The 23,516-nt window shown below is 67.4% G+C and carries 19 protein-coding genes; 8 read left to right on the top strand and 11 right to left on the bottom strand.

Annotation, left to right across the window (positions count from 1 at the left end; all coding sequences use genetic code 11):
- Positions 1-120 precede the first annotated feature (120 nt).
- A complete protein-coding gene (locus tag ABD231_RS02680) occupies positions 121-894 on the top strand; it encodes an META domain-containing protein (RefSeq protein ID WP_344144745.1) in 774 nt (257 codons plus the stop codon).
- Here ABD231_RS02680 and ABD231_RS02675 read toward each other — a convergent pair.
- From ABD231_RS02675 to ABD231_RS02660, 4 genes are all read right to left on the bottom strand, one after another.
- A complete protein-coding gene (locus tag ABD231_RS02675; protein ID WP_344144743.1) occupies positions 878-3,736 on the bottom strand; it encodes a sugar-binding protein in 2,859 nt (952 codons plus the stop codon). The two genes, ABD231_RS02680 and ABD231_RS02675, sit on opposite strands and share 17 nt — an antisense overlap.
- 48 nt (positions 3,737-3,784) lie before the next feature.
- A complete protein-coding gene (locus ABD231_RS02670) occupies positions 3,785-5,182 on the bottom strand; it encodes an NAD(P)H-hydrate dehydratase (protein ID WP_344144741.1) in 1,398 nt (465 codons plus the stop codon).
- 2 nt (positions 5,183-5,184) lie between these two features.
- Complete coding sequence (locus tag ABD231_RS02665) at positions 5,185-5,535, bottom strand: holo-ACP synthase (RefSeq protein WP_344144739.1); 351 nt, start codon at positions 5,533-5,535, stop codon at positions 5,185-5,187.
- A gap of 295 nt (positions 5,536-5,830) precedes the next feature.
- Entirely contained in the window at positions 5,831-6,844 is a 1,014-nt protein-coding gene (locus tag ABD231_RS02660; protein ID WP_344144736.1) for a LacI family DNA-binding transcriptional regulator, read from the bottom strand.
- A 116-nt stretch (positions 6,845-6,960) separates the two neighbouring features.
- Between ABD231_RS02660 and coaA the strand changes: the two genes are divergently transcribed.
- Positions 6,961-7,914 (top strand): type I pantothenate kinase, encoded by a 954-nt coding sequence (gene coaA, locus ABD231_RS02655; RefSeq protein ID WP_344144734.1) that lies wholly within the window; start codon positions 6,961-6,963, stop codon positions 7,912-7,914.
- Positions 7,915-7,988: 74 nt separating this feature from the next.
- Here the strand turns inward: coaA and ABD231_RS02650 are convergent, their stop codons facing one another.
- Genes ABD231_RS02650 through ABD231_RS02640 form a run of 3 tightly spaced genes read right to left on the bottom strand, consistent with a single transcriptional unit; the run spans position 7,989 to position 11,427 of the window.
- A complete protein-coding gene (locus tag ABD231_RS02650) occupies positions 7,989-8,687 on the bottom strand; it encodes an SGNH/GDSL hydrolase family protein (RefSeq protein WP_344144732.1) in 699 nt (232 codons plus the stop codon).
- The gene (locus tag ABD231_RS02645; RefSeq protein ID WP_344144730.1) at positions 8,684-9,901 is read right to left on the bottom strand and encodes an MFS transporter; all 1,218 of its coding nucleotides are present in this window, start codon (positions 9,899-9,901) and stop codon (positions 8,684-8,686) included. Before ABD231_RS02645 ends, ABD231_RS02650 begins: the two co-directional genes overlap by 4 nt.
- On the bottom strand, positions 9,898-11,427 hold the full coding sequence (locus tag ABD231_RS02640) for a class I adenylate-forming enzyme family protein (protein WP_344144728.1): 1,530 nt from the start codon (positions 11,425-11,427) through the stop codon (positions 9,898-9,900). The genes ABD231_RS02645 and ABD231_RS02640 overlap by 4 nt, the downstream gene beginning before the upstream one ends.
- A gap of 292 nt (positions 11,428-11,719) precedes the next feature.
- On the opposite strand from ABD231_RS02640, the gene ABD231_RS02635 reads away from it, so the two are divergent.
- The 6 genes from ABD231_RS02635 (at position 11,720) to ABD231_RS02610 (ending at position 18,689) form a co-directional block, all read left to right on the top strand.
- Positions 11,720-13,000 carry an SGNH/GDSL hydrolase family protein gene (locus tag ABD231_RS02635; RefSeq protein ID WP_344144726.1) on the top strand — a complete coding sequence of 427 codons (1,281 nt, stop codon included), beginning with the start codon at positions 11,720-11,722 and terminating at the stop codon, positions 12,998-13,000.
- A gap of 3 nt (positions 13,001-13,003) precedes the next feature.
- A complete protein-coding gene (locus tag ABD231_RS02630; RefSeq protein ID WP_344144724.1) occupies positions 13,004-14,233 on the top strand; it encodes a cytochrome P450 in 1,230 nt (409 codons plus the stop codon).
- 4 nt (positions 14,234-14,237) lie between these two features.
- Positions 14,238-15,164, top strand: a complete 927-nt coding sequence (locus ABD231_RS02625; RefSeq protein ID WP_344144722.1) for an alpha/beta hydrolase — start codon at positions 14,238-14,240, stop codon at positions 15,162-15,164.
- Positions 15,157-16,209 carry an alpha-hydroxy acid oxidase gene (locus ABD231_RS02620; protein ID WP_344144720.1) on the top strand — a complete coding sequence of 351 codons (1,053 nt, stop codon included), beginning with the start codon at positions 15,157-15,159 and terminating at the stop codon, positions 16,207-16,209. The genes ABD231_RS02625 and ABD231_RS02620 overlap by 8 nt, the downstream gene beginning before the upstream one ends.
- Positions 16,209-17,462, top strand: coding sequence for an aminotransferase-like domain-containing protein (locus ABD231_RS02615; protein ID WP_344144718.1), 1,254 nt, complete (start codon positions 16,209-16,211; stop codon positions 17,460-17,462). The genes ABD231_RS02620 and ABD231_RS02615 overlap by 1 nt, the downstream gene beginning before the upstream one ends.
- Positions 17,463-17,531: 69 nt before the next feature.
- Positions 17,532-18,689, top strand: a complete 1,158-nt coding sequence (locus ABD231_RS02610; RefSeq protein ID WP_344144716.1) for an MFS transporter — start codon at positions 17,532-17,534, stop codon at positions 18,687-18,689.
- Between the two features lie 739 nt (positions 18,690-19,428).
- On the opposite strand, the gene ABD231_RS02605 is transcribed toward ABD231_RS02610, so the two are convergent.
- From ABD231_RS02605 to ABD231_RS02590, 4 genes are read right to left on the bottom strand one after another with little or no spacing between them, the layout of a single operon-like run.
- Positions 19,429-20,757, bottom strand: a complete 1,329-nt coding sequence (locus ABD231_RS02605; protein WP_344144715.1) for an ATP-grasp domain-containing protein — start codon at positions 20,755-20,757, stop codon at positions 19,429-19,431.
- Positions 20,754-21,752 (bottom strand): alpha-ketoacid dehydrogenase subunit beta, encoded by a 999-nt coding sequence (locus tag ABD231_RS02600; protein WP_344144714.1) that lies wholly within the window; start codon positions 21,750-21,752, stop codon positions 20,754-20,756. The genes ABD231_RS02605 and ABD231_RS02600 overlap by 4 nt, the downstream gene beginning before the upstream one ends.
- Positions 21,753-22,694 (bottom strand): thiamine pyrophosphate-dependent dehydrogenase E1 component subunit alpha, encoded by a 942-nt coding sequence (locus ABD231_RS02595; RefSeq protein ID WP_344144713.1) that lies wholly within the window; start codon positions 22,692-22,694, stop codon positions 21,753-21,755.
- 3 nt (positions 22,695-22,697) lie between these two features.
- Positions 22,698-23,510 carry a DUF3050 domain-containing protein gene (locus ABD231_RS02590; RefSeq protein WP_344144711.1) on the bottom strand — a complete coding sequence of 271 codons (813 nt, stop codon included), beginning with the start codon at positions 23,508-23,510 and terminating at the stop codon, positions 22,698-22,700.
- Positions 23,511-23,516: the final 6 nt, after the last annotated feature.

The raw sequence follows: 23,516 nt of genomic DNA, 5'->3' as shown, positions 1-23,516 counted from the left end.
TTATCCAACCGTGATCTGATGCGCCACCCCCAACCGGGCGGTAGCACTGACTTTACGCGCCTTTGACGGTTCGACAGCCTGCAACGCCACGCTCACCTTCCGCGTCCCTACAGTGTGAAGATGCGGATGACTGCCCTCGCCGGAGCCGGACTCCTCCTGCTCGGACTCGCCGCCTGCGGGAACGAGTCGAGTGCCGGGGGAACACTGACCGGCAAGACCTATCTGTCGACCTCCATCACCCAGGAAGGCGAGGGCAAACCACCGGCACCGGACACTCGCGTGCGGCTGCATTTCACCGATGACGGCCGGCTGATCGCCGACGCCGGTTGCAACACGATCCAGGCCCCGGTGTCGACCGGCGACGGCAAGATCACGCTGAAGCAACCGGCGGCGATGACCGAGATGGGCTGCCCGGGTGGCCGAGACCAGCTGGACCTCTGGCTGATCAACCTGCTGAAGAGCAGCCCGACATGGAAGCTGTCCGGGAACACGCTCACGGTCGCGGCCGACGGTACGACGATCGCCCTGACCGACCGCGAGATCGTCGAACCGGACGCCGCCATCGACGGCACCAAGTGGACTCTCAGCGGCGTGATCGACTCGGACTCGATCAGCCACCAGGTGGGCGCGGAGAAGGCCTGGATCACCCTCAACGGCGACCGGGTGACCGGTTTCACCGGCTGCAACGAACTGAACGGCAAGGTCGCCCGGGCCGGCCACATCATCACCTTCGGCGAACTGGCCACCACCCGGCGCGCTTGTGCCGGGGACGACGGCAAGCTGGAGTGGTCGCTGGTCAACGGCCTCAAGGGGGCGATGACCTACAAGATCGAAGCCGGCAACCTCACCCTCTCGGCGGGCACCAACGGGCTGACCTTCACCGCAGCCCGCTGAGCCTGATGTCGAACGCTTGGACCTCGTCGGCTGCGGTCTCGTAGGAGATCAGCAGCCGGCCGTCCTGTGCCAGCTTCTGCCACTGCGCAGCCGTCAGCGGAATCGACCACAGTTGCAGACCCCTAGTGATCTGCTGCTCGGACTGCTTCACCAAGCGACCACTCATGTCTGGAGCCCACGGCGGGATGCCACCATCCGTCACCGCGCACGGCGTGAAGGGGTCTCCGCTGCAACTCGACGTCCAGACTGGGATCGCCCCGACCTCGCCGGTGGTCAGGAACGCGCGGGCAGTCCCCTTGCCACGAGACGCGGTGACGATGTCCACGGCGTTGCCCCGCAGACCGGCATACCGGATCTGCAGGTCTGTGCTGGGGACGCGCCCGGAGATCGGTACGCCGTTCCGTGCGGACTGGGCGATGGTTTGCGGGGACAGGGCGCCGTTGAGGTTCGGACTGGAGATGTCGGGCGGACCGGGGACGGTCGGCCGGTCAGCGGGTGGGGTGTAACCGGGGAGCGTCGCCAGACCCCAGCGGTACGGATCCGACTGCACCGAACCGAGTGCGGACCAGCCGAGCCGAGTGCTCTGGTCGATGTGCCGCAGCGTCGTCGTACCGGGCGCTGAGGTGTCGTCGTTGTCGTACGGCGTGATGTTGAGCCCAAGCCGGGCCGGGTCGACCGCGGCCGGCAGTAGCGCGAGCGGGATCTTCACCTCGAGGTCGTAGCCACCACCGGCGTAGGCATGCGGGACGGTGGTCTCGTTGCTACCCACCCACTGCGCAGTCGACGCCACCTCGACACCTGGTGCGGGACCCTGCTTGTTGTCGGCGTCACGGGACCAGCAGGGCTTACCTGTCTGGCTGAACGGGAAGATGCCGAGCTTGAACGTGTTCGCGGTGTCCATCAGCGACTGCGACGCCGTACCGCGTGGGTCGAGCAGGATCTCCACCGAGTCCGCCTGCCAGTGGCCGACGCACTCGGCCGGTGTGACGGCGTACGACTGGTAGTCGTCGTTGACGTGGATGAAGAAGTACAGCGCGTCGTCCGACCAACTGACCTTCGCAGTGCTGCCACAGTCGGCCGGACCGGTGCAGCCGGAGGCGCCTTGCCAGATGCGGTTCACGTCGAGCGTCGGGCCCGGGTACTCACCCGGTGCGGCCTTTCCGTCGACCGCTACTGCTGCCTGCGGGATGTCTGTCGTTGGAACCAGGCTTAGCGTCAGCGTCTCGCTACCGGACGCCGTTCGGATCGGGATCGACACGTTCTGCTGTGCTGGCAGTGCAGTGTCGGTGTTGGTCAGTCTGAAGGTCACAGTGGCGTCGGCACCGGGCTGCAACGTGTACGGCTTGGAGGCGGCGTCCAGAGTGAAGTTCGACGGCACCTCCAGCGACACCGCACCAGTCTGCGGCTGAGCCGACCAGTTGTGCACCACGACCGGTACGTCGATGCTCTGCCCCACACCCATGGACTGGATCGCCTGGGACCGCCCAAGGCGATTCGCCTGTGGTGCAACGGTTTCCAGCCACTGGTCGTACTCCTGCCAGTTCCCCCACCGCTGGAAGCGCCCCTCCGCCGCAGCGACGATCCGTACGACGTTGTCGGTGTAGCCGGACGCCTTCGCTGTTCTGTAGTACGCAGCGATCCGTGCGTTCTGGTCAACGGTCGCAGTGGCCGGCGGGGTGACTGTGAAGGTCACATCAGCGCGCGAGCCGGACCTGACCTCCTTCGGCCCATCGGTCACCCAGCCGGCCGGCACTGTGAGCTCAACCTTGCCGCGCGCGAGCTTTCCACGGAGGTGCACAGTCGCCTGGAACGGTTCCCCCGCCACGTTGTAGAACCGCGAAAACGTCAAGTACTGCAAGGTTCCGAGTGGCAGACCACCTGGGTCGGGCTTCATCGCCCCGAACAGGATGGCCTCGTCCAGTCCGGCCGCCGGACTACTGTTCGGCTGGAACGGCACGAACGACTGCGTCATCGCGAACCGCGAGCACGCCGGTGCCGACGTCCCTTTGAACATCACCCGGCTCTGCGTCGGATACGCCGCCCGCCCCTCGTCGGCCACCTGCTGCCAGATCTTCGCCGTGCCGGCTGGTTGGCCCTGCAGGTTCCCGGCCGGCCAGGTGTACGGCGACGGGTAGCCGGTCCACACGCCGGCCACCGTGTCGAAGCCACTCGGGGTGAAGCCGGTAGTGCAGTTCGCGGCGGACGTCGTACCACCTGTCCCCGCTGTACTGCCGCCCGAGAACACCTTCTTCACCTGCCACGTGCTGAGCGCCTTCGGCCCACGCAACTGCTCAGGGAACCGCGTCGGGTCGGCCGCAGCCAGCACGCCTTCCCAGATGAGCCGCCCGGCCTGCTGGTGGTTGCCATGGCCCGCAGCCAGCGTCGGAGTGAACCCGATGTAGATCTCCGGCTGCGTCTGCCGGATCACTCGAGTCACCCGACGCAGCGTCTCCTCCGCATCCCAGAAGTACTGCGTCAGCGGCGCGCTCTGGTTGTAGAAGAAGTCGATCCGATCCAGGTTGAAGATGTCGACGGTCCCAGAGCGGTAGTGCGCAACCCGGTCCTCGTTCTCACGCCTTAGCCCGAGGTCCGGGCCCAGCTCGGTCCCAACCGCGTTCCCGCCGCCCTCACCCCGAGTCACCATGATCACGCCGCACTTGACGCCGTACCGCTGATGCCACACCCCACACGGCCCGATGATGCTCGTGTCGTCGTCAGGGTGCGCCCACTCGCCCATCACATGGATCTTGGTCTGCGCATCAGCCACGTAGGACCTGGTCGCCGAAGCCGGCAACGGACCGGCGATCAGCAGTGCAACAACCAGCAGGGCGAAACGTTTCATTCGAGCACCTCCGGGCGGTGGGTGCATTCCTACCCACAACCCCGCGGCTCAAAGCAAAATCTGTCGAGTCACCTCAGGGAGCGCCGCGGCAACCTTCATCGCGGTGATCGGTCCATCGGCTGCAGCGAGCTGACCGGCTGCTGCGTGCAGATACGCCGCCACCGCTGCCGCCTCGAACTCCGGTACGCCGCCAGCCAGCAGCGAGCCGAGTAGTCCGGCGAGCACGTCCCCCGACCCCGCCGTCGCCAGCCATGGTGTGGCGATCGGGTTCACATAGGCCGAGCCGTCTGGTGCAGCGACGACTGTGGTCGCGCCCTTGAGCAGTACGACGAGTTGGCGGTCCTCGGCGACCTCTCGGGCGTAGTGCAGCCGCCGTGCCTCGATCTCTTCGCGCGGTACGCCGATGAGCTGGCTGAGCTCACCTGCGTGCGGGGTGATCACCACGTAGCCGGCGCGGTCTGCGTCTAGTGCGGTGATCCCGCCGGCGTCGACCACTACCGGCAGGTCCTGCTGTTGGGTCACTCGGTCGAACAGTTCCCGGTCCAGCGTCTCGTCGCTCAGCCCGGATCCGACGGCCCACGCCTGGACTCTGCCCTCGCCCACGACCACCTCGGGGTGCACCGCGAGAACCGCGCTGGCGACTGCGTCGGGGCCGACGTACCGCAGCATCCCGAGGGGACCGGCCAGCGCACCTGTGGTGGCGATGACCGCAGCACCTGGGTACTGCGTGGAGCCGGCGATCAGTCCGAGCACACCGCGTGAGTACTTGTCGGAGTGGGTGTCTGGGATGGGGTAGAGCGCGCGGACGTCATCCGGTTGCAGGGACTGGACTGGGGCGTCCGGTAGGTCGAGGCCGATGTCGATCAGGTGGACGGGGCCGCAGGCGGAGGCGGCTGGGTCGACGAGGTGGCAGATCTTGTGGGTGCCGAAGGTGACTGTGAGTGCGGCGTGGACGTGCGGTTCTGGGGTTTCGCCTGTGTCCACATCTACGCCGGACGGGGTGTCGACCGCGACGATCGGGACCTGGTGGTCGGCGGCGAGGGTGACGGCCGCGAGTGCTTCGGAGCGGAGGCCTGGGCGACCGCCGATTCCGACGATGCCGTCGACGACTACGTCCGCGGCTGGGATGTCGTCGGTTGAGCCGACTCGGCCGCCGGCTGCTTGCAGGGCGGTCAGGCCCTCGGCGTGGGCGTGGTCGGAGAGCAGGACCGCGATCACTTGCGCACCACGCCGGGCGAGGCGAGCACCGGCGTACAGGGCGTCACCGCCGTTGTCGCCGGAACCGATCAGCAGCACGACGCGAGCGCCGTACGTGCGACCCAGGAAGTTGCCAATAGCAACGGCGAGGCCGCCGGCCGCGCGCTGCATCAGCGTGCCTTCCGGCAGCTTGGCCATCAGCTCGGCCTCGGCGGTGCGGACCTGCTCGACGGTGTGCGCACGACGCATGCTCAGCCCTCCAGAACAACCACAGCGGAAGCGATCCCGGCATCGTGACTCAACGACAGATGCATGCTCTGCACCCCAAGCCGCGCAGCCTGCGCAGCCACCGTCCCCGTGATCTCCAACCACGGCCGCCCGGTCTCATCGGTCTGCACCTCGGCATCGTGCCAATGCATCCCCGCCGGTGCCCCCAACGCCTTGGCCAAAGCCTCCTTCGCCGCAAACCGAGCCGCCAACGAAGCCGGCGGCTTGACCGCCTCCAACTCCGTGAACACCCGATCCCGCAACCCCGGCGTCCGCTCCAACGTCTTCATGAACCGCGCCACGTCGACCACATCAATCCCCACGCCGACGATCATGCTCGCCAGACTAACGCGCCCCCATCCCCAAAGAGCAGCCCCCCATTCCCCAACACCCCCGCCGCTCTTTGTGCACCAACCTCATCTTTGGGAACCCACCAACCACTTCGAGCTCGCGAAAATGGTTGGTGGGTGCACAAAGTTGGACCTCGTGCACAAAGAGAAGGCGACCCACCTTTGGGCAGCTGGGCACGGCGCCGCCGGGTCGGGCGGCGGAGCGGACCGCCAGCACTCACCAACCTCGTTCCGGGTGGCGGCTCCACGCTCAGATCGCCCGCCGCCGACCGCCTTTCGGCTACTTGGTGAGTGGGGGCGGTCCGCTTGAGGCGCGGATCCGCATGTCGACGGCGAGGTCCAAGCGGAGGGCGGCTGGGGTGGTGCCTCGGGCTAGGTCGAGGACCAGGCGGGTGGCGAGTTCGGCCATTTGGCGGAGGGGTTGGTGGACGGTGGTGAGGGTCGGGCCTACCCACTGGGCGACGGGGAGGTCGTCGTAGCCGACAACCGAGAGGTCGCGGGGGATTTCGAGGCCGAGTTCGCGGGCTGCCTGGTAGACGCCGAGCGCCTGCATGTCGCTACCGGCGAAGATCGCGGTCGGCCGGTCCGGTAGGCGAAGGAGCGCGAGGGCCTCGCGATAACCACCGGTCACCGCGAAGTCGCCGACCCGGATCAGCTCCGGATCAACCGTCAGCCCGGCCGACCGAAGAGCGTCCGTGTATCCGTCGACCCGTTGCCGCGAGCACAGGACCTCGACCGGACCGCCGATCACCGCGATCCGGCGGTGACCTAGCCCGGTCAAATGCTGGGTCGCCATCCGGCCGCCGTTCCAGTTCGCCGAACCGATCGCCGGTACGTCGGCCCCGACGTCACCCACCGGATCGACGACCACGATCGGGATCCGTCGTGCCTCCAGCTGGGCCCGCTGATCCGCGCCCAGGTCCGAGAAGACCAGGATCGCCCCGAGCGGTCGCCGGTTCAGCACCGACTCGATCCACTCCTGCCGCGGTCGCCAGTCACCGCCGCACTCCGACAGTACGAGCTCGACGCCTTCGGCGCGGGCGACTTCCTTGACCCCGCCGATCAGTTCGATCGCCCACTCGCCCCCGAACTGGCTGAATACCAGGTCGATCATCTGACTGCTCGTCGTACCGGCCGAGCGTCGCCGGTAGCCGTGGTCCTGGATCAGCTGCTCAACCCGGGCCCGGGTCGCCTCGGCCACGTCGGACCGTCCGTTCAGCACCTTGGAGACCGTCGGGACCGAGACTCCGGCCATCCCCGCGATCTCCGCGATCGTCACCCGTTCCGCCGTCACGCCCTCAGCCTATCGCTCCAAGAACCGAAACTTTCGAGTCAACCGAGGCCGGGTTGAGACGAAGCCCACGCCGGTGTGGTGTGGTGCACTCCCCGCGGATGGGAAGAATGGGGGCCATGCTGCAGCCGTCCCGGGAGGTGACTCCCTACACCGAGCTGGATCGGGCCGCCTGGGCGGAGCTGGCGGAGACCACCATCTCGCCGCTGACGGCCGAGGAGATCGAGCGGCTGCGGGGTCTCGGTGACGAGATCGACCTGGACGAGGTCCGCGAGGTCTACCTCCCGCTGTCCCGGATCCTGTCCCTGTACGTCCGCCACGCGCGCGCCCTCCACGAGGACACCGAGAGTTTCCTCGGCAAACCGGCCGCGACCCGGACGCCCTTCGTGATCGGGATCGGCGGGTCGGTTGCCGTCGGCAAGTCGACCACCGCCCGGTTGCTGCGCGAACTGCTGGCGCGCTGGCCCGAGCACCCGCGGGTCGCACTCGTCACGACCGACGGTTTCCTCTGGCCGAACGCCGAGCTTGAGAAGCGCGGCCTGATGCTGCGCAAGGGCTTCCCCGAGTCGTACGACCGCAAGTCCCTGCTGCGATTCGTGGTCGAGGTGAAGTCGGGGATCGACGCGGTCGAGGCGCCGGTCTACTCGCACCTGCACTACGACCGGATGCACGGCGTCCGGACGACCGTCGAGCAGCCCGACATCCTGCTCCTCGAAGGCCTCAACGTCCTCCAGCCCGCGCCCCGCCACGCCGACGGCAAGAGCGGACTCGCGGTCAGCGACTTCTTCGACTTCTCCGTGTACGTCGACGCTGCCGCCGCCGACATCCGCTCCTGGTACGTCCACCGCTTCCTCAAACTCTGGGAGACGGCCTTCCGCAACCCCGAGTCCTACTTCGTCCGGTACGGCGAACTCAGCCGCGAGGAAGCGGTCCGCAAGGCCGAGTCCCTCTGGGACGGCATCAACGGCCCGAACCTGCGCGAGAACATCCTCCCGACCCGCTCCCGCGCCACCCTGGTCCTCCGCAAAGGCGCCGACCACGCCGTCCGCTGGGTCCGCCTCCGCAAACTCTGATGGGTTACCCCATCAGCTTGTGGGTTCTGCACCCGCATGCGATGGGGGAACCCACAATCTCGTGGGTGAACCCATCAGATGGATCGGGGTGGGGTGGGCGGATGGTCAGTGGGGGTGGGGTTGGATTTGAGGTGGCGGGCGAGGGTTCGGAGGGTTTCGGCGGTGGCTATGGCGTCGCTGCGGGCGTTGCCGTGGCGGCCGTCGGAGCTGTAGAGGGTGGGGTCGGTGGACAGGGGGTGGTCGGTGAGGTTGATGTGGATGGTGCCGAGTTTGGCGGCGAGGGCGGCCGTTCGTTCGGAGAGGGTGCGCATTCGTTGCCTTAGGCCTGGACGCAGCCACTCGACGACGGCGGGGCTGTAGGAGACGTCGAACATGCCGAGTGTCATCACCTCCGCGCCGGCGTCCTGCAGCGTGGTGATCAGCTCGGTCAGCTCGCGGTCGACCCGATCCGCGTCGTACGTCGCCGGGAACGCATCGTTGCCGCCGCCAACCACCAGCGCGAGGTCGGGGCCGAAGGCAACTGCCGGTACGAGTTGGGTCGCGAGGATCTCGCGTGTCCGCAATCCGCTGACACCGAGGTTGAGGTAGGCGATCGGGCCGAGCTCGTGGGCGATCCGGGCCGCCCACTGCAGGTCGCTGTAGCCCTCGACCGGCTCGCACAGTCCCTCGGCCACGCTGTCGCCCAGTACGACGAAGCGTCGCCACGGATGCCCGGCGAGCAGCTCCTCGCTCTCGCCGGGTCGCAGGCAATAGGGATCGGTCTCCTCGGTCACAGGGCCTCCACCGGGGCTGGGGTATCGAGCACCTTGCCCGGTCCGCGCCGGATCAACGGGTAGGCGCTGAAGATCAGACAGACGATCCCGGATCCGATCAACGCCGGGAACAACCCGAACCCGGTCACCAGTTCACCGGCCAGCAACGCACCGAGAGGCAGACCGGCGAACGACGTGGCCGCGACCAGCCCGATCACCCGTGCCTGCAGGTCCTTCGGGACGTGTTCGTACAGGACCGCACCGAAGACCGGATTGATCGCCGCGATCCCGATCCCGGACAGGAACGTCACCGCGACCACCAACTCCAGGCTGTCACTCAACCCGAGTACCAGCAACCGCGGACTACCGCCGATGAACGCACCAAGCGCGAACGTCAGATACCGCGGCAGCTTCGTCGCCCACACGGCGAACGCGATACTCCCGAGCAGAGCGCCGGCCGCGAACGCACCGAGCGTCAGACCGAGACCGGCCGGGGAACCGAGTTCATCCGCAACCCACACCGGGATGAAGACCGCCGTACTCGCGCTGGCGAAGATGTTCACGGCGAAGGTGGTGATCAGCATCGTCGCCAGCAACGCATCACGACGTACGTAGGCGAATCCAACTGCGAGCGAGCGGAAGTACTTGTCCGGCCGGGATGCCGACACCACCTCCGGCGGGCGCACGAATCCCGCAATCAGTAGCCCACACACGAGAAACGTGACCGCGTCGATCCACAACACCGACGACGCGTCCGTCCAGTAGATCAGCAGCCCACCGAGCGGCGCGCCGAGCAAGGTCGCACCCCGGGAGAACGCCTCGTGCAACGACGTGATCCGGATCAACTGCACTCCGGCCGCTTCGGCCATCGGCCTGACCAGCAGGTCCTTCGACCGATCCGCAGCGCCCCGCAATCCACCGGCGACCGCAACCAGCACGAGCAGTACGGCGAACCCGATCGTCGCCGTACCCGCGATCGCGGCCACCGCGACAGCACTCGTCAGATTCGCCAGGATCGCCGTACGGCGTGGGCCCAGCCGGTCGATCACCGGACCGGCCATGATGCTCACCACGATGTACGGCACCAACTCGACCGCCGCCACTAGCCCCATCCGCGCCGCGCTGCCGGTAGTCACCAGCACCAGCCACGGAATCGCCACCATCGTGATCCGGCTGCCCACCGCGGACAGCACATCCGCGACGAACAGGATCACCAACCCACGACGCGCCGTCATGACGGGTGCAGTTCCGCGTAAAGCTTGCGCAGGGCAACCTTGTCGACCTTGGCAATACGAGTCAGCGGCAACTCGGCAACGAAGTCGATCGCCGCCGGCGCCCACATCTCGTTCAACTGCTGAGCCACCCAGCCACGCAGTTCATCAGCAGTCACCGGCGATCGCGTGACCACGAAGGCATGCACGGCCTCCCCCACGACCGGATCCGGTACGCCGATTACCGCCGCCGTCCGCACCGCCGGGTGACTACCGAGAACGTCCTCGATCGGGCGGCAGAAGATCGCCCAGTTGCGCCGTGTCGTGACGATCATGTCGTGCACCCGATCGACCAGGAACAGATAGCCGTCCGCGTCCAGATGACCGAGATCCCGGGTCCGCAGCCAGCCGTCGACGAGCGTCTCCGCCGTCAACTCAGGCTTCCCGAGGTACCCGGCGAACGTGAGCCGGCTCCGCACCCACACCTCACCGTCCTGCCCCGGCTCGAGCACCTTCCCGTCGTCATCGCGGATCTCCACCTCGACATCGCCGTACGCCGTCCCCGCGGAGGCAAGCCGCTCCGGATGCACCGGATCCTCGGTCAGCCCAGGCTGCGCGGTAACCACCACGGCCTCACTGAGCCCATAGACGATCCGCAGCACCGGCCCGAACCGCGCGATCCCCTGCCGCAACCGCGCCGGAGTCGCCGGCCCCGCACCGACGTTCAGCATGAACAAACTGCTGCAGTCGAACTCCGAACCACCCGGATGATCCAGCAGCTCGTACAGCATCGGCGGCGTCACGTACGTCGACGTGATCCGCTCGGTCGACACGGTCCGATAGAACTCCTCCGGCGACCACGTGTCGGTCAGGAACAACACCCCACCGGTGAACAGGTTGAAGAAGCTGGTGATCTGCCCACTGGCCAGCCACAGCGGCGAGCTGGAGTAGTGCCGCAGCAGCGGAAACCCGTTCGCCACAAAGGCCGCCGCTAGCTCGAGGATCTGCTCGTAGAACGCCTGAGTGTGATGAACGAGCTTCGGATCCCCGGTCGTCCCACTCGTCTGCAGCACCGAATCCGGCGCCGGCATCTGCTCCACCTCGTACGGCGTCGCAGCACCCCGAGCGACGAGTGAGTTCAGCCCGTACGACGGCATCGGCGCCAGCGCGGTTGCGAGCTCACTCCCGAGCTCCGCCTCGTCGTCGTACACGAGGGCGTCGGCGTCAGCGAGCACAGCGAACCGATCGATCTCGCGGCGCGACGTGATCGGCGCGCACCACAGGACCCGGCAGCCGTGCAGATGCAGGGCCAGTTGCAGCGCCGGAGCGTCGAAGCAGTTCGCCGCCATCACCAGCACCTTGCCGCCCGGCCGGATCCCGGCATCCCGCAGCGCGGCGGCGATCCGCAGCACGTCCGCGGACAGTTCGCCGTACGTCGCCTGCCGGGTGCCGCGGACCAGCGCCGGCCGCTCGGCGAATTGCGCGAACAACGCCAGGACCCGGTGCACGTAATTGCCGGACTTTTCGGGCAGCACGAATTCAGGTGGCATTAAATAGTTTCCCCTCACCCCAACGGCGACCCCCAGCCGTGCCGCGACTCTACTGGACCGTCCAGCACCTGAACAGTGCCGGAAACGGCCTGCTGCACACGGTTTCGTCGCTCTCCGGAGCCGCCCGGTCACCGCGCCTCCCGGACGAAGGTATACCCCTGCGAACCAGGGGTACGAACCCCTCGCTAACCACCACTTGAAGCATTCGAAACAAGCATTTGCCGATGCATTGACCGACTCGAAGAATGCGTAATACGTTCCGTCCGATTCCATTCCGCCGGGAGGTCCGTCCATGCATGTTCCGAAGCACTGGCGCGCGGTCGCACTGACTGCCGCACTGACTCTGGCCGGGTCGACCCTGGCCGGCGCGAGTTACGGCGGTGGTGGCCATCGCGCCAACACCTGGGTCGGCACGTGGGCCACGGCCGTCACGCACGGCAACGCGGCCGGGTCGACCAACCTCGGCCTGACTGACCAGAGCGTCCGGCTCGTGGTGCGCCCGTCGGTCGGCGGTGACAAGATCCGGATCCGGCTGTCGAACATCTACGGCGAGAAGACCGTCACGGTCGGCGCGGCCACCGTTGCCAAGCCCAACAAGGCGACGCCGGAGCAGTCCGACATCGACCCGAACACCCTGCGCACACTGACGTTCAATGGCTCCGGTACGGCGTCGATGGTGAAGGGCAGTGAGCTGCTCAGCGACCCGCTGAACTTCGAGCTCGGCAATCTCGACGACCTCGTGGTCAGCCTCTACTTCCCGGTGAACACCGGCCCGACGACCTTCCACGGCTCGTCATTGCAGGAGAACTTCGTCGGCCCGTCGAACCTGGTCGACCAGCCCGGCGGAGCGGCGTACACGTTGACCCGCCGCTGCTGCTTCTTCTTCCTGTCCGGCGTCGACGTCCAGGCCGACGAGCCCAGAGGCTCGATCGTCGTTCTCGGCGACTCGATCACCGACGGCACCGCGAGCACCTTCAACGCGAACAATCGCTGGCCGGACCAGCTCGCCGAGCGACTGGCCGCGAGCGGCAAGCCGTTCCCGGGTGTGCTGAACGCCGGACTGGCCGGCAGCCGGCTCAACCACGACGGCACCGAGCCGTCCGACAACGGCGCGTTCCCCGGCTTCAACGAGGTCGGCGTGAACTCGCTGGCTCGGCTGAACGAGGACGTGTTCCCACAGACCGGCGTACGGACCGTCATCACCGAACTCGGCGTCAACGACATCTGGATGTCCGACGACTCCGCGGACGAGATCATCGGTGCGCTGCGGCAGATCAACACCCAGGTCAAGGAACGTGGACTGCGCAGCATCGTCAGCACGATCACGCCGTTCGAAGGTATCGGCGGGACCGACAGCTGGACGCCGGCCAAGGAGACCACCCGGCAGGCGGTCAACAGCTACCTGCGGTCGAGCCGCGAGTTCGACGGCGTTCTCGACTTCGACAAGGTGCTGCGTGACCCGGCCGCGCCGAGCAAGCTGAACGCGCTCTACGACTCCGGTGACCACATCCACCCGAACGATGCCGGCTACCAGGCCATGGCCGCGTCCGTGCCCTTGAAGCTGGTGCGGTAAGCCATGCCTTCTCGGAGCACGAACGACTCACGGTCCGCCGCTGATGTCGTCGCCGCCCTCGGCTCCGAACAAGGCCGCCGCGATCCGATGCCGCTTTTCGCGGAGCTGCATCGGATCGGCCCGGTCAGCCGGCTCACCCCCGGCAGCTCGCCGTACGCCTTTGTCATCAACGGGTACGACGCCGCCCAGGAAGCCCTCAAGGACACCCGCTTCCATCGGCTGCTGTCGGCGGATCCGGATCCACAAGATCCGGTACTGCGTCATCTCGGTGGCTCGATGATGTTTCGCGACGAGCCGGACCACCTGCGGATGCGCAAGGTCTTCCAAGCCGTGCTGACGCCACGTCGACTGGCCGGTTTCGAACCGGTCGTCGAGGCGCTGGTCGCCGAACTGCTGGACGAGCTCGGCGCCAAGCAGGAGGAGGTCGTCGACTTCACCGACTTCGCGTATCGGCTGCCGATCACGGTGATCGCGATCTTCCTCGGCATCCCGCGCTCCGACGTCGCCTGGTTCAAGGACCGCACCCAGCGGATCGACGAGTACCTCGATCTCGGCGGCAAAGAACCCACCAAACTGGCCGCCGCGAACCGGGCGGCCGAAGAACTCAACGACTACTACGCCCGGATGATCTCCGAGCGTCGACTGCGGCCGCGCGACGATCTCGTCGGCTCGCTGGTTCATGCACTGGATTCCGGTACGTCGGGGATCGACGAGCAGGAGTTGATCGACAACCTGCTGGTCCTGGTCAACGCCAGCTTCGTCACCACGATGAATCTGCTCACCAACGGGCTCGAGCAACTGCTCGCCGTACCGGCTCTGATCGATGCCCTGCGCAATGATCCGGAGCTCGCGTCGAGCTACGTCGAGGAGATTCTGCGGCACCAGAGTTCCGTGCAGCTGATCAGCCGGAAGGCATCGACCGACATCGAGCTGGCCGGCGTCACGATTGCCGAAGGCAGTCTGGTGCTGATTCTGCCCGGCGCGGCGAACCGCGACCCGGCGAAACATCCGGACGCCGACACCTTCGATCCCGGCCGCGAGGACCTGCAACACCTGTCCTTCGGCGCCGGACCGTTCTTCTGCGTCGGGGCCGCCTTGGCCCGGATGGAAGGACGGGCGGCCTTCGGTCAGCTGTTCCACCGCTTTCCGACATTGCAACTCGCTGGGGAACCCGAACGCAGTCATAGTCTGCTGTTGCGTGGACATCGATCCATGCCGATCCGATTGGGGTGAGCTCATGCCGCTGGATCCACAGGTGGAGGCGATGCGCGCCGAGCGCGAGGCCCGCGCCGTACCGCAGCTCTACACCCAGACGCTGGCCGAGGCACGCGCCGCCGACCTGGCCTCGATCCAGGAGGCGGGCGGCCAGGCCGAGCCTGTCCATCACGTCGAGGACCTTTTCACCGATGCCGGACTGCCACTGCGGCTCTACCGGCCGGATCTGGCCGGGCCGTTGCCGACCCTGATCTACTTCTTCGGCGGCGGCTGGACGCTCGGCAGCATCGACACCGCTGACGGCATCACGCGTCGGCTGGCGAACGCCGTACCGTGTCAGGTCATCACCGTCGGGTATCGGCTCGCGCCGGAGCATCCGTTCCCGACCGCGGTTCACGACTGTCACGACGCCACGCAATGGATCGCCGCAAACGCCGACAAGCTGCAGGTCGATCCCGCCCGACTCGTCGTCGGTGGTGACAGTGCCGGTGGAAACTTGGCGGCGGCAACGACATTGCTTGCCCGGGACAAGGGTCCGGTGTTGGCCGGGCAGCTGCTGGTCTACCCGAACACCCGGTACGGCGCGAATACGCCGTCGATGCTCAGCGGCGACGACCCGCACCTGTTCAACAAGACCTCAGTCGGCTGGTACTGGGATCACTACCTGACCGACGCTCTCGACGGCCTCGATCCGCTCGCCTCACCGCTCCTCGCCTTGTCACACGAAGACCTCCCGCCGGCCCTGGTGATCACGGCGGAATACGACCCGTTGCGGGACGAGGGTGAGTTCTACGCGGAGAAGCTGCACGCTGCCGGAGTACCAACCACACTCAGCCGGTACGACGGGATGGTGCACGGGTTCTTCGCCATGGCGGGCATCCTCGACGGCGGGCGGCGAGCGACCGCCGAAGCCGCGGCCTGGCTCAGTCGGACCTTCTCCCATGGCTGAGGCGTTGGTCGACTTCGAACAACTCGCCAAGCTGCCCACCGCCGTCCACGACTTCGTTGCCGGCGGCAGCGGTGCGGAACTCACCCTGCGCCGCAACCGCTCCGCCCTCGACGCGATCACGGTCACTCCGCGAGTCCTCGGCGGCGTCGAATCACCCGACACGACAACCACGATTCTCGGTACGCCGGCCGCCCTGCCGGTCGCGGTCGCGCCGATGGCCTACCAACGCCTGTTCCATCCTTTGGGCGAACTCTTCCTCGCGAAAGCCGCTGCCAATGCCGGGATCCCGTACGTCATCAGCACGCTGAGCAGCGTGCCGCTGGAGAAGATCGCGGCGGTCGCGCCATCGTGGTTCCAGCTGTATTGGCTGCGCGACCGCAAGACTGTTCGCGCGCTGATCGATCGTGCCACCGCGTCCGGGTGCCGTGCCTTGATGATCACGGTCGACGTACCCGTGATGGGTCGCCGGTTGCGCGATGTCCGCAACTCGTTCGCGCTGCCGCCCGAGGTCACGGCGGCCAATCTTGTCGACAAATACACAGAGGCACATAGTGGGGTGAACGGCTCGTCTGCCGTGGCTGCCCATACGGCATCCGCGTTCGATCCGACGTTCTCCTGGCGCGACCTCGCGTGGGTGCGATCCGTGACCGAGATTCCCTTGCTGGTAAAGGGGATTCTCGATCCGCGGGACGCGCTTGCCGCCGTCGATGCGGGCGCCGATGGGGTGGTGGTGTCAAACCACGGCGGCCGCCAGTTCGACGGTGCGCCGGCGTCGATTGATGCCCTCGGCTCCGTTATCGATGCGGTCGGCAATGACTTCCCCGTGCTGCTGGACAGTGGGATCCGCGGGGGCACCGACGTACTGAAGGCGCTCGCGGTCGGGGCCGACGCCGTACTGGTCGGGCGGCCGTTGCTGTGGGCACTTGCTGCCGGAGCGGCCGACGAAGCGCTCGCGCTGCTCGGCCGCGAACTGCGGGATGCGATGCTGCTGGCGGGCTGTGCGGACCTGGCCGCGGTCGCCGACCTGGTGACGGGGAGGAGCTGATGGCCGACCTCGACGTGACCACACTGCACGCGTCACTCACCGATCGCGCGCTGAACTCGATGAACTTCCTCAACGAGATCTCGCACCACTATCCGGATGCGATCTCACTCGCTGCTGGTCGACCGACTGAGGAGTTCTTCGACCTCGACGACGTACCGCGGTACTTGGAGCTGTTCGCCGCACACCTGCGTGATCGGGGTCTCGACGAGCCGGCGGTGCGGCGGACGATCCTGCAGTACGGGCGGACCAAGGGCATCGTGCACGAGTTGGTCGCGCGCAATCTCGCGGTCGACGAGGACATTCATGTCGACCCTGAGGCGATCGTCGTCACCGCCGGATGCCAGGAGGCGATGCTGCTCACGCTGCGCGCGCTCCGGGCGGATGCAACGGACGTGCTGCTGGCGATCTCACCGGCGTACGTCGGCATCACCGGCGCGGCGCGCGTGGTCGACCTGCCGGTTCTGCCGGTTCCCGATGTCGACGATCTTCTGACTGTGGTCAAAGGCGCTCGCGCCGACGGTCTGCGCCCGCGCGGCTTCTACGTCATGCCGGATTTCGCCAACCCGTCCGGTCTCAGCATGGATCTGCCCACTCGGCATCGCCTGCTGGAGATCGCTGCGGCCGAGGGCCTGCTGCTGCTCGAGGACAACCCGTATGGGCTGTTCCCTGCGGCCGGTGTGGATCGGCTGCCCACACTGAAGGCGCTCGATACCGAACGTCGCGTGGTCTATCTGGGGTCGTTCGCCAAGACCGGTCTGCCCGGTGCTCGGGTCGGTTACGTCGTCGCCGACCAAACCGTCAGCTCCGGAGGCTTGTTCGCCGATGAGCTGTCGAAGCTGAAGAGCATGGTCACGGTGAACACCTCACCGATCGCTCAGGCCGTCATCGGCGGCAAGCTCCTGGACTGCGACTTCAGCCTGACCGCAGCCAACCAGCGCGAGCGCGAGATCTACGCCGGCAACCTGCAGACCGTCGCGTGTCACCTCGCCAGTGCTTTCCCTCAGGGCGAGGTGACCTGGACGGTTCCGTCGGGCGGGTTCTTCGTCGTCATCACCGTCCCGTTCGCTGTCGACGATGAACTCCTCACGACGTCCGCCCAGGAGTACGGCGTGCTCTGGACACCGATGGCGCACTTCTACGAGTCGGACACCCCGGTCAACTCGCTCCGGATCTCCTGCAGCGGCGCGACCGGCCCCCAACTCGAAGCCGCGCTCGACCGGCTGACCGCGCTGATCAGGGATCGCTTGAGCTGAAATTGGTCCTCTCAGCGCTTTTCAAACTGGATCTGCGATGGAGACCGCTCTGGTTCTAGCGTGATCGGTATGACGATCTGCGATGTCCCCGTGGAGCCTACCCAGCGACTGCTCGGTGCGCGGTTCATCCGCCTGCTGATGATGGCGACTGGGTCCGGACTCAGCATGTACCTGCTGACCTCGGTGATCCCGCTCTACCTCGCTGCACACGGTTCGGCCGCCATCGGCCCCGGCCTCGCAACCGGCGCGATGATGCTCTCCGCAGTTGCCGTCGAACTGCTCGTCCCCCGGATGCTGGCCCGCTGGGGATACCGCGTCGTACTCGGCCTCGGCCTGATCCTGATGGGCGCGCCCGCGCTGGTGCTGCTCACCACGTCCTCGCTGCCGATCGTCGTACTGGTCTGCGTCATCCGTGGCGCCGGCCTGGCCATCAACGTAGTCGCCGCGGTCGCCCTGATCGCCGAACTGGCGCCAGCCCATCGACGCGGTGAAGCACTCGGCCTGTACGGCGTGGTTGTCGGCGTACCAGCGGTGGCTGGCCTGCCGGTCGGGGTCTACCTGACGAATGTGATCGGCTTCAACGCACTGTTCGTGATCGCCGCGGTGGCCGCTCTGGTTCCGTTGGTGTTGGCGAGCGGCATCCCCAGCCGGACCAGCGCTGAGGAGACCCACGTCAAGGTCCTAGGCGGCCTGCGCGGCAGCGGCCTGCTGATGCCGTCCTTCGTCTTCGCCGCCGTCACCCTCGCCGCAGGCATCAGCGTCACCTTCCTCCCCCTTGCCGCCGGCAACCATTCCCTGGCCGCGACTGCTTTGCTCCTCCAAGCCATCGCCACCCCCGGCGCCCGCTGGCTCGCCGGCCGCTACGGCGACCGCGTCGGCCCGGCCCGCCTGCTCCCCGCCGCCCTCACCCTCTCCGCCCTAGGCGCCGCCGGCCTCATCCTGATCGACACCCCGATCGCCGTACTCACCGGCTCAACCCTCTTCGGCATCGGCTTCGGCGCTGCGCAAAACCTCACGCTAACCCTCATGTACAACCGAGCCCCGGCCTCCCGCTACGCCCAAGTCAGCGCCCTCTGGAACCTCGCGTACGACGGCGGCTGGGGGCTCGGCGCGATCGCCTTCGGCGCCGTCGTCGCCGGCACCGGCTACCCCCTCGCCTTCGCCCTAACCGCCACCATCGTCGCCCTCGGCATCATCCCGGCTGTGCGAGCGGCTGTCGTCTCATAGATTTTGGGGTACGGCGGCGCGTGGCTGAGGTGCGCTGCCATGCGGCCGGCATCGCGGGTGCCGGGCACTCGCCGCTGCGGCCGGCTTACACAGGAGGTGTGGCTGGGCCGGGCGGGTGGCTGAGCGAGATGGCGAGCCCGCGACCACGTGCCCGCCGCCGATGGCTGACGGGCTTGGGTTGCGGTCGAAGCAGGGGTGCCATTCAAGCGGCTGACGGGCTTGGGTTGCGGTCAAAGCAGGGGGTGCCATTCAAGTGGCTGACGGGCTTGAGTTGCGGCGACAGATGGGCGGCGGGGTCGGGTTTGGTCGATCATCGGAGTGCTACTGCCAATGGGTGGCAGTAGGACTCCGTGGATCTGCCGTTTCCGTCCTGAGGTGGGCGGTTGGTGGGGGCTTGAACAGGAAATGGTGGGCTGGGACAGGGCATAACCTGTTCAAGGGCCCGGCGCGGTGTTCACGCCCACGTGAGCTGGCTCGCCTCGGCCGCTGGGGCGACCGCCGGAGCCGGTGGGCTCCCCGGCCCTTCAACCCCAGCAAGCCGCACCCAACTGCTGACCGCACCTGACTGCCCCAGCCACAGCCCGTCAGACCCAGGCGACGGGCACGCGATCGCCTACCTCGCCAAGCAGCCCAGCCACAGGCGGCCCCGCCACTCCTCCTCTGTAAGCCGGCCGCAGCGGTGAGCAACCAGCGCCGTAGGTCCCCGGCCGCATGCCAGCGAACCCAAGCGACCGTGGTTTCAGGGCAGCAGGAGTAGGCCGCTGGTTAGGGCTCCTTGGGCTACGTTGACTACGGGGCCGGCGCCGGGGACGGCGAAGCGGAGGTAGGCGCCGGCGGGGGTGCCGCCGAAGAGGTAGGGGGCTAGGCAGAAGGGGACATCCGACTCCTCCACCGCGCCGGTTTCCATGTCGACGAACTGCATGGTGAGCCGGTCGACGGGGACGTACTTCTGCAGGATGTACCCGGTCTCCGCCAGCGCCTGGTCGACCGCGTGCTGCCATTCGTCAGCCGACACCTCGGGGCCTACGACCACGCCGACACCGCCATAGGAACCAGACGGTTTCAGGACGAGCTCGTGCTGATCGGCAATCGCCTGCGCACGAAGGGCGGGCGACAACACCTGAGTTCGGGGGACGTGGCGGCGTACGACGTCGGCGTCGGCCGGATCGAGGGTGTCGAGGTCGTCCCACAGCCACGCGAAGATCGATTTGCTGGCCAGCAACCAGCTCGCAGTCGGGGTGAAGATGCGGATCGCACCCGTCTGCACGGCCGTCCCGAGTGCATCCAGACCGGCGCTCGGCTTGGTGCCTTGCGGGACGAACATCCGCAGTACGGCGTCGATCGGGCCGTCGTCGACGCACAGCCGGCCGGTGTCGTCGAGGGTCAGCCACTCGACCGGGTACACGCGCATGTCGAGCCCCAACTGCCGACCGCGCTCGCTGAAGCCCTCCAGCAGCTTGATCATCGCGAGCCCGTCCTGCGAACCCGGATAGGTGCCGCCCGTAGTGAACACCATCGCCAACCGGTCCGTCCCGGACAGCGACAACGCCGACCGCACCGCCTCGTACCGCGCGTCCACCGCCGACGGTGGTGCGGTCAACCCGACCGCATCCAGCACCGGATCACCGACGTACGCCGCAAGGAAGCGAGCCGCGATCCCGTCGGAATCGTGGGCACCGCCGAGGGCGCTGTCGATATTGGCCTCGACCATGTACGGCGTTCCGTCCGCGAGCAGGATGTCTGCCCGGACACCGCCGAGCAGGTCCTCGGTCAGCGGCAGGTCCTCGTCGAGCAGGTCGATCGCGCCGACCGGCATTCCGAGTGCCTCCCGCAGTTCACCCGCCGTCGTCGCCCGCTGCCGACAGGCGGTCAGGATCAGTCGCGAGACCGTCGCGGAGATCGCGGTGAAGTCGTCGTATACCGAGGCCGCCATGATCGGCGGCCGGAGCGGGCGCCACTGCTTGTTGTGGGTAGCCACGCCGTCGTACACGGTCCGCCAAGAATCGGCGCCACGGGCGAGCAGCGCCGTACGGGTTGCCTCGGGCAACGTGTTCCACAGATCGGTCATCGGGTCTCCCGGGCGTGGCGTGAGGAGCTCTGCAGGACGTCATGCAGGGCGGCGGTCAAGTCCTGGCGGCCGGGTTGGACAGCTCGGTCCAGAGCGAGGGCGAACGGGAGCACGGCCCCGTCGGGGCGGGTCACCCGGCGCGGCGGTGCGATCAGGGTGCAGTTCTCGGAAACCACCGCGAGCACCTCGGCCGCGAAACCACTGGTCCGGTTCGAGTCGTCGATGACCAGGAGCCGCTGAGTTTTCTGCACCGAAGCGATCAGTCCGGCAACATCCAGCGGATAGACCGTCCGCGGATCGAAGACCTCGACCGAGATCCCCTGCCCGGCCAATTCATCGGCGACTGCGAGCGCGTCGTACAGAAGGTGGCCGAGGGCAACCACCGTGACGTCATCACCGGCGCGAGCGACGCGGCCAACACCCAACGGAACCGGCGCGAGCGCCCCAAAATCCAGATCGTCGCGTACGCCGAGCGCCGCCGAAGGAGCGAACACGACGACCGGATCGTCATCGCGGATCGCCGTGACCAGCAGGCCGTAGGCGTCAGCCGGGGTGGCCGGGACCACGGTCTTCACGCCGACGTGCGCGAAGAGCGAGTACGGATGATCCGAGTGCTGGCCGGCCCACCCGGTCCGCGAGCCCGACCCGGGGACGACGTACGTGACCGGGACCTTGCACTGTCCGCCGGTCATCAGCGAGAACTTGTGCGCCTGGTTCGCGATCTGTTCGAAGACCAGGAAGAGCAGTGAGGGGATCTGGAACTCGATCACCGGCCGCATCCCGGCCAGCGCCGCGCCGGTGGCGAAGTTCGTGAACGCCTGCTCGGATAGAGGAGTATCGAGCACACGAGCTGAGCCGAACCGCGCATGCAGACCGGCCGTCACGTTGGACGCGGCGGCGCGGATGTCCTCGCCGAGCAGGAAGACGGCCGGGTCCCGCTCCAGCTCGTCGGCCAGCGCCCGATTGAGTGCCTTCAAAAACGACAGCTTCGGCATTCAGATCCCCCCGGCGTACAGGTACGAGAGTGCGGCGGCGGGGTCTGGGTGGGCGCTGCCCAAAGCGATCCCCGCCGCCGCCTCCAGAAGGGACTCGACCTCGGCGTCGACGGCCGCCCGATCCGCGGCCGTCAGCCGTGCGCCCTGGATCTCCACTGGACACCGCGAACGCCCAGTCGTGATCTCTTCGGCCGAGCGATAGGTGAGGCGGGCACGGTGCTCGAATGTGTGGTGTGCGTCGAACCGATAGGTGAGGCACTCCAGGAACGTCGGGCCCTTCCCGGCCCGCGCCCGTGCGACCGCCGTACTGGTTGCCTCCAGCACCTTCTCCGGATCCTGCCCGTCGATCGTGAAGGCCGGCATCCCGAAAGCCTGGGCCCGGGCGGTGATGCTCCCGGCGACCGCGGACGCGACCGGCATCGTGGTCGCGTAGCCGTTGTTCTCGCAGACGAACACCACCGGTACCTGCCAGAGCGCGGCCAGGTTGAAGGCCTCCAGCAGCATGCCTTCGTTCATCGCGCCGTCCCCGAAGAACGTGGCGGCGACCGAATCCCGGCCCTGCTGCCGCAAAGCCCACGCGGCTCCGGTCGCGATCGAACCGGCCGCGCCGACGATCGCGTTCGCACCGAGGATGCCGAGGCTGAAATCGGCCGCATGCATCGAACCGCCCCGGCCCTTGTTCAGCCCGGATTCCCGGCCCATCAGCTCGGCCATCAACCGGGCCGGGTTCGCACCGCGGGCGAGCACATGCCCGTGACCGCGGTGCGTACTGGTGATCACGTCATCTGGACCGAGCGCTGCGCATACCCCGGCCGCGATCGCTTCCTGGCCGACGTACGGGTGGATACCTCCGACGATCTCCCCGGACCGCACGAACTCGATCGCCCGTTCCTCGAATCTGCGGATCAGCCGGACGGTCCGGTAAAGATCGTTAGTGGTCATGGGTCAGGCCGGCACACTCGTGACAACAGCGGCGGTGATCGCGTCCCAGAGCCGGGCGCGGGCAGCGAGTGCGGTGTTGATGGTGTCCGCGCAGGCGTCCCACTTGGCCTGGTCGTCACCGCACAGGTCGGCGACCATCTGCATCGCCATCGGGGTGTGGAACTCCCCGTCCACCTCGATGTGCCGCTCGAGGTAGTCGACGAATGTGTTGAGCTTGTTGGAGCGCTCGTTCACCGCGACCACCTGGGTGAACATGTCCGGGATCAGGTCCTCCCGGCCGAACGCGAACGCGGCCGCCTGGCAGTGCACCGGCGCGTTCTCGATGATGCCCCAGGTGGTTCCGGCGAAATCGATCGACGCCTGCGGTACGCCGGCCGCTGCCAGCGACTCGACGACCGGAGCGCCACTGCTCAGCAGTTCGATCAGCTTGTCGATCGCGCTGGTGTCGGCGCCGGCCTCGTGCATGCCGTCGACGTACAGTTCGAAGTGACTGATGAACGCCGGCTTACCATCGGTACCACCGAGCTCGTCGCTCTCCTCGACCATCACGATGTCGTTGATCAGCCGGCGGCTGCTGCGGTGCTCGGTCGGGATCCACGGCACCGTCACACAGGTGAGTTCGCGCTGCAGCGATTTCAGCAGGGACATGAAATCCCAGACCGCGAACACGTGGTGCTCCATGAACGTGACCAGCGCCTCGTGGGTGTCGAGGATGGCGTAGAGCGCGTGCTGGACGACCTTGTCGCGGGCCTCCGAAACGGCCTTCTCCAGCTGCTCGATCCCGGGGTGCGTCTGACCCCAGTCGTAACGGGACATGATGAA

It is taken from the genome of Kribbella yunnanensis (assembly GCF_039529655.1).
Taxonomy (GTDB): Bacteria; Actinomycetota; Actinomycetes; order Propionibacteriales; family Kribbellaceae; genus Kribbella; species Kribbella yunnanensis.
This window is presented reverse-complemented; position numbering and strand designations above follow the sequence as displayed.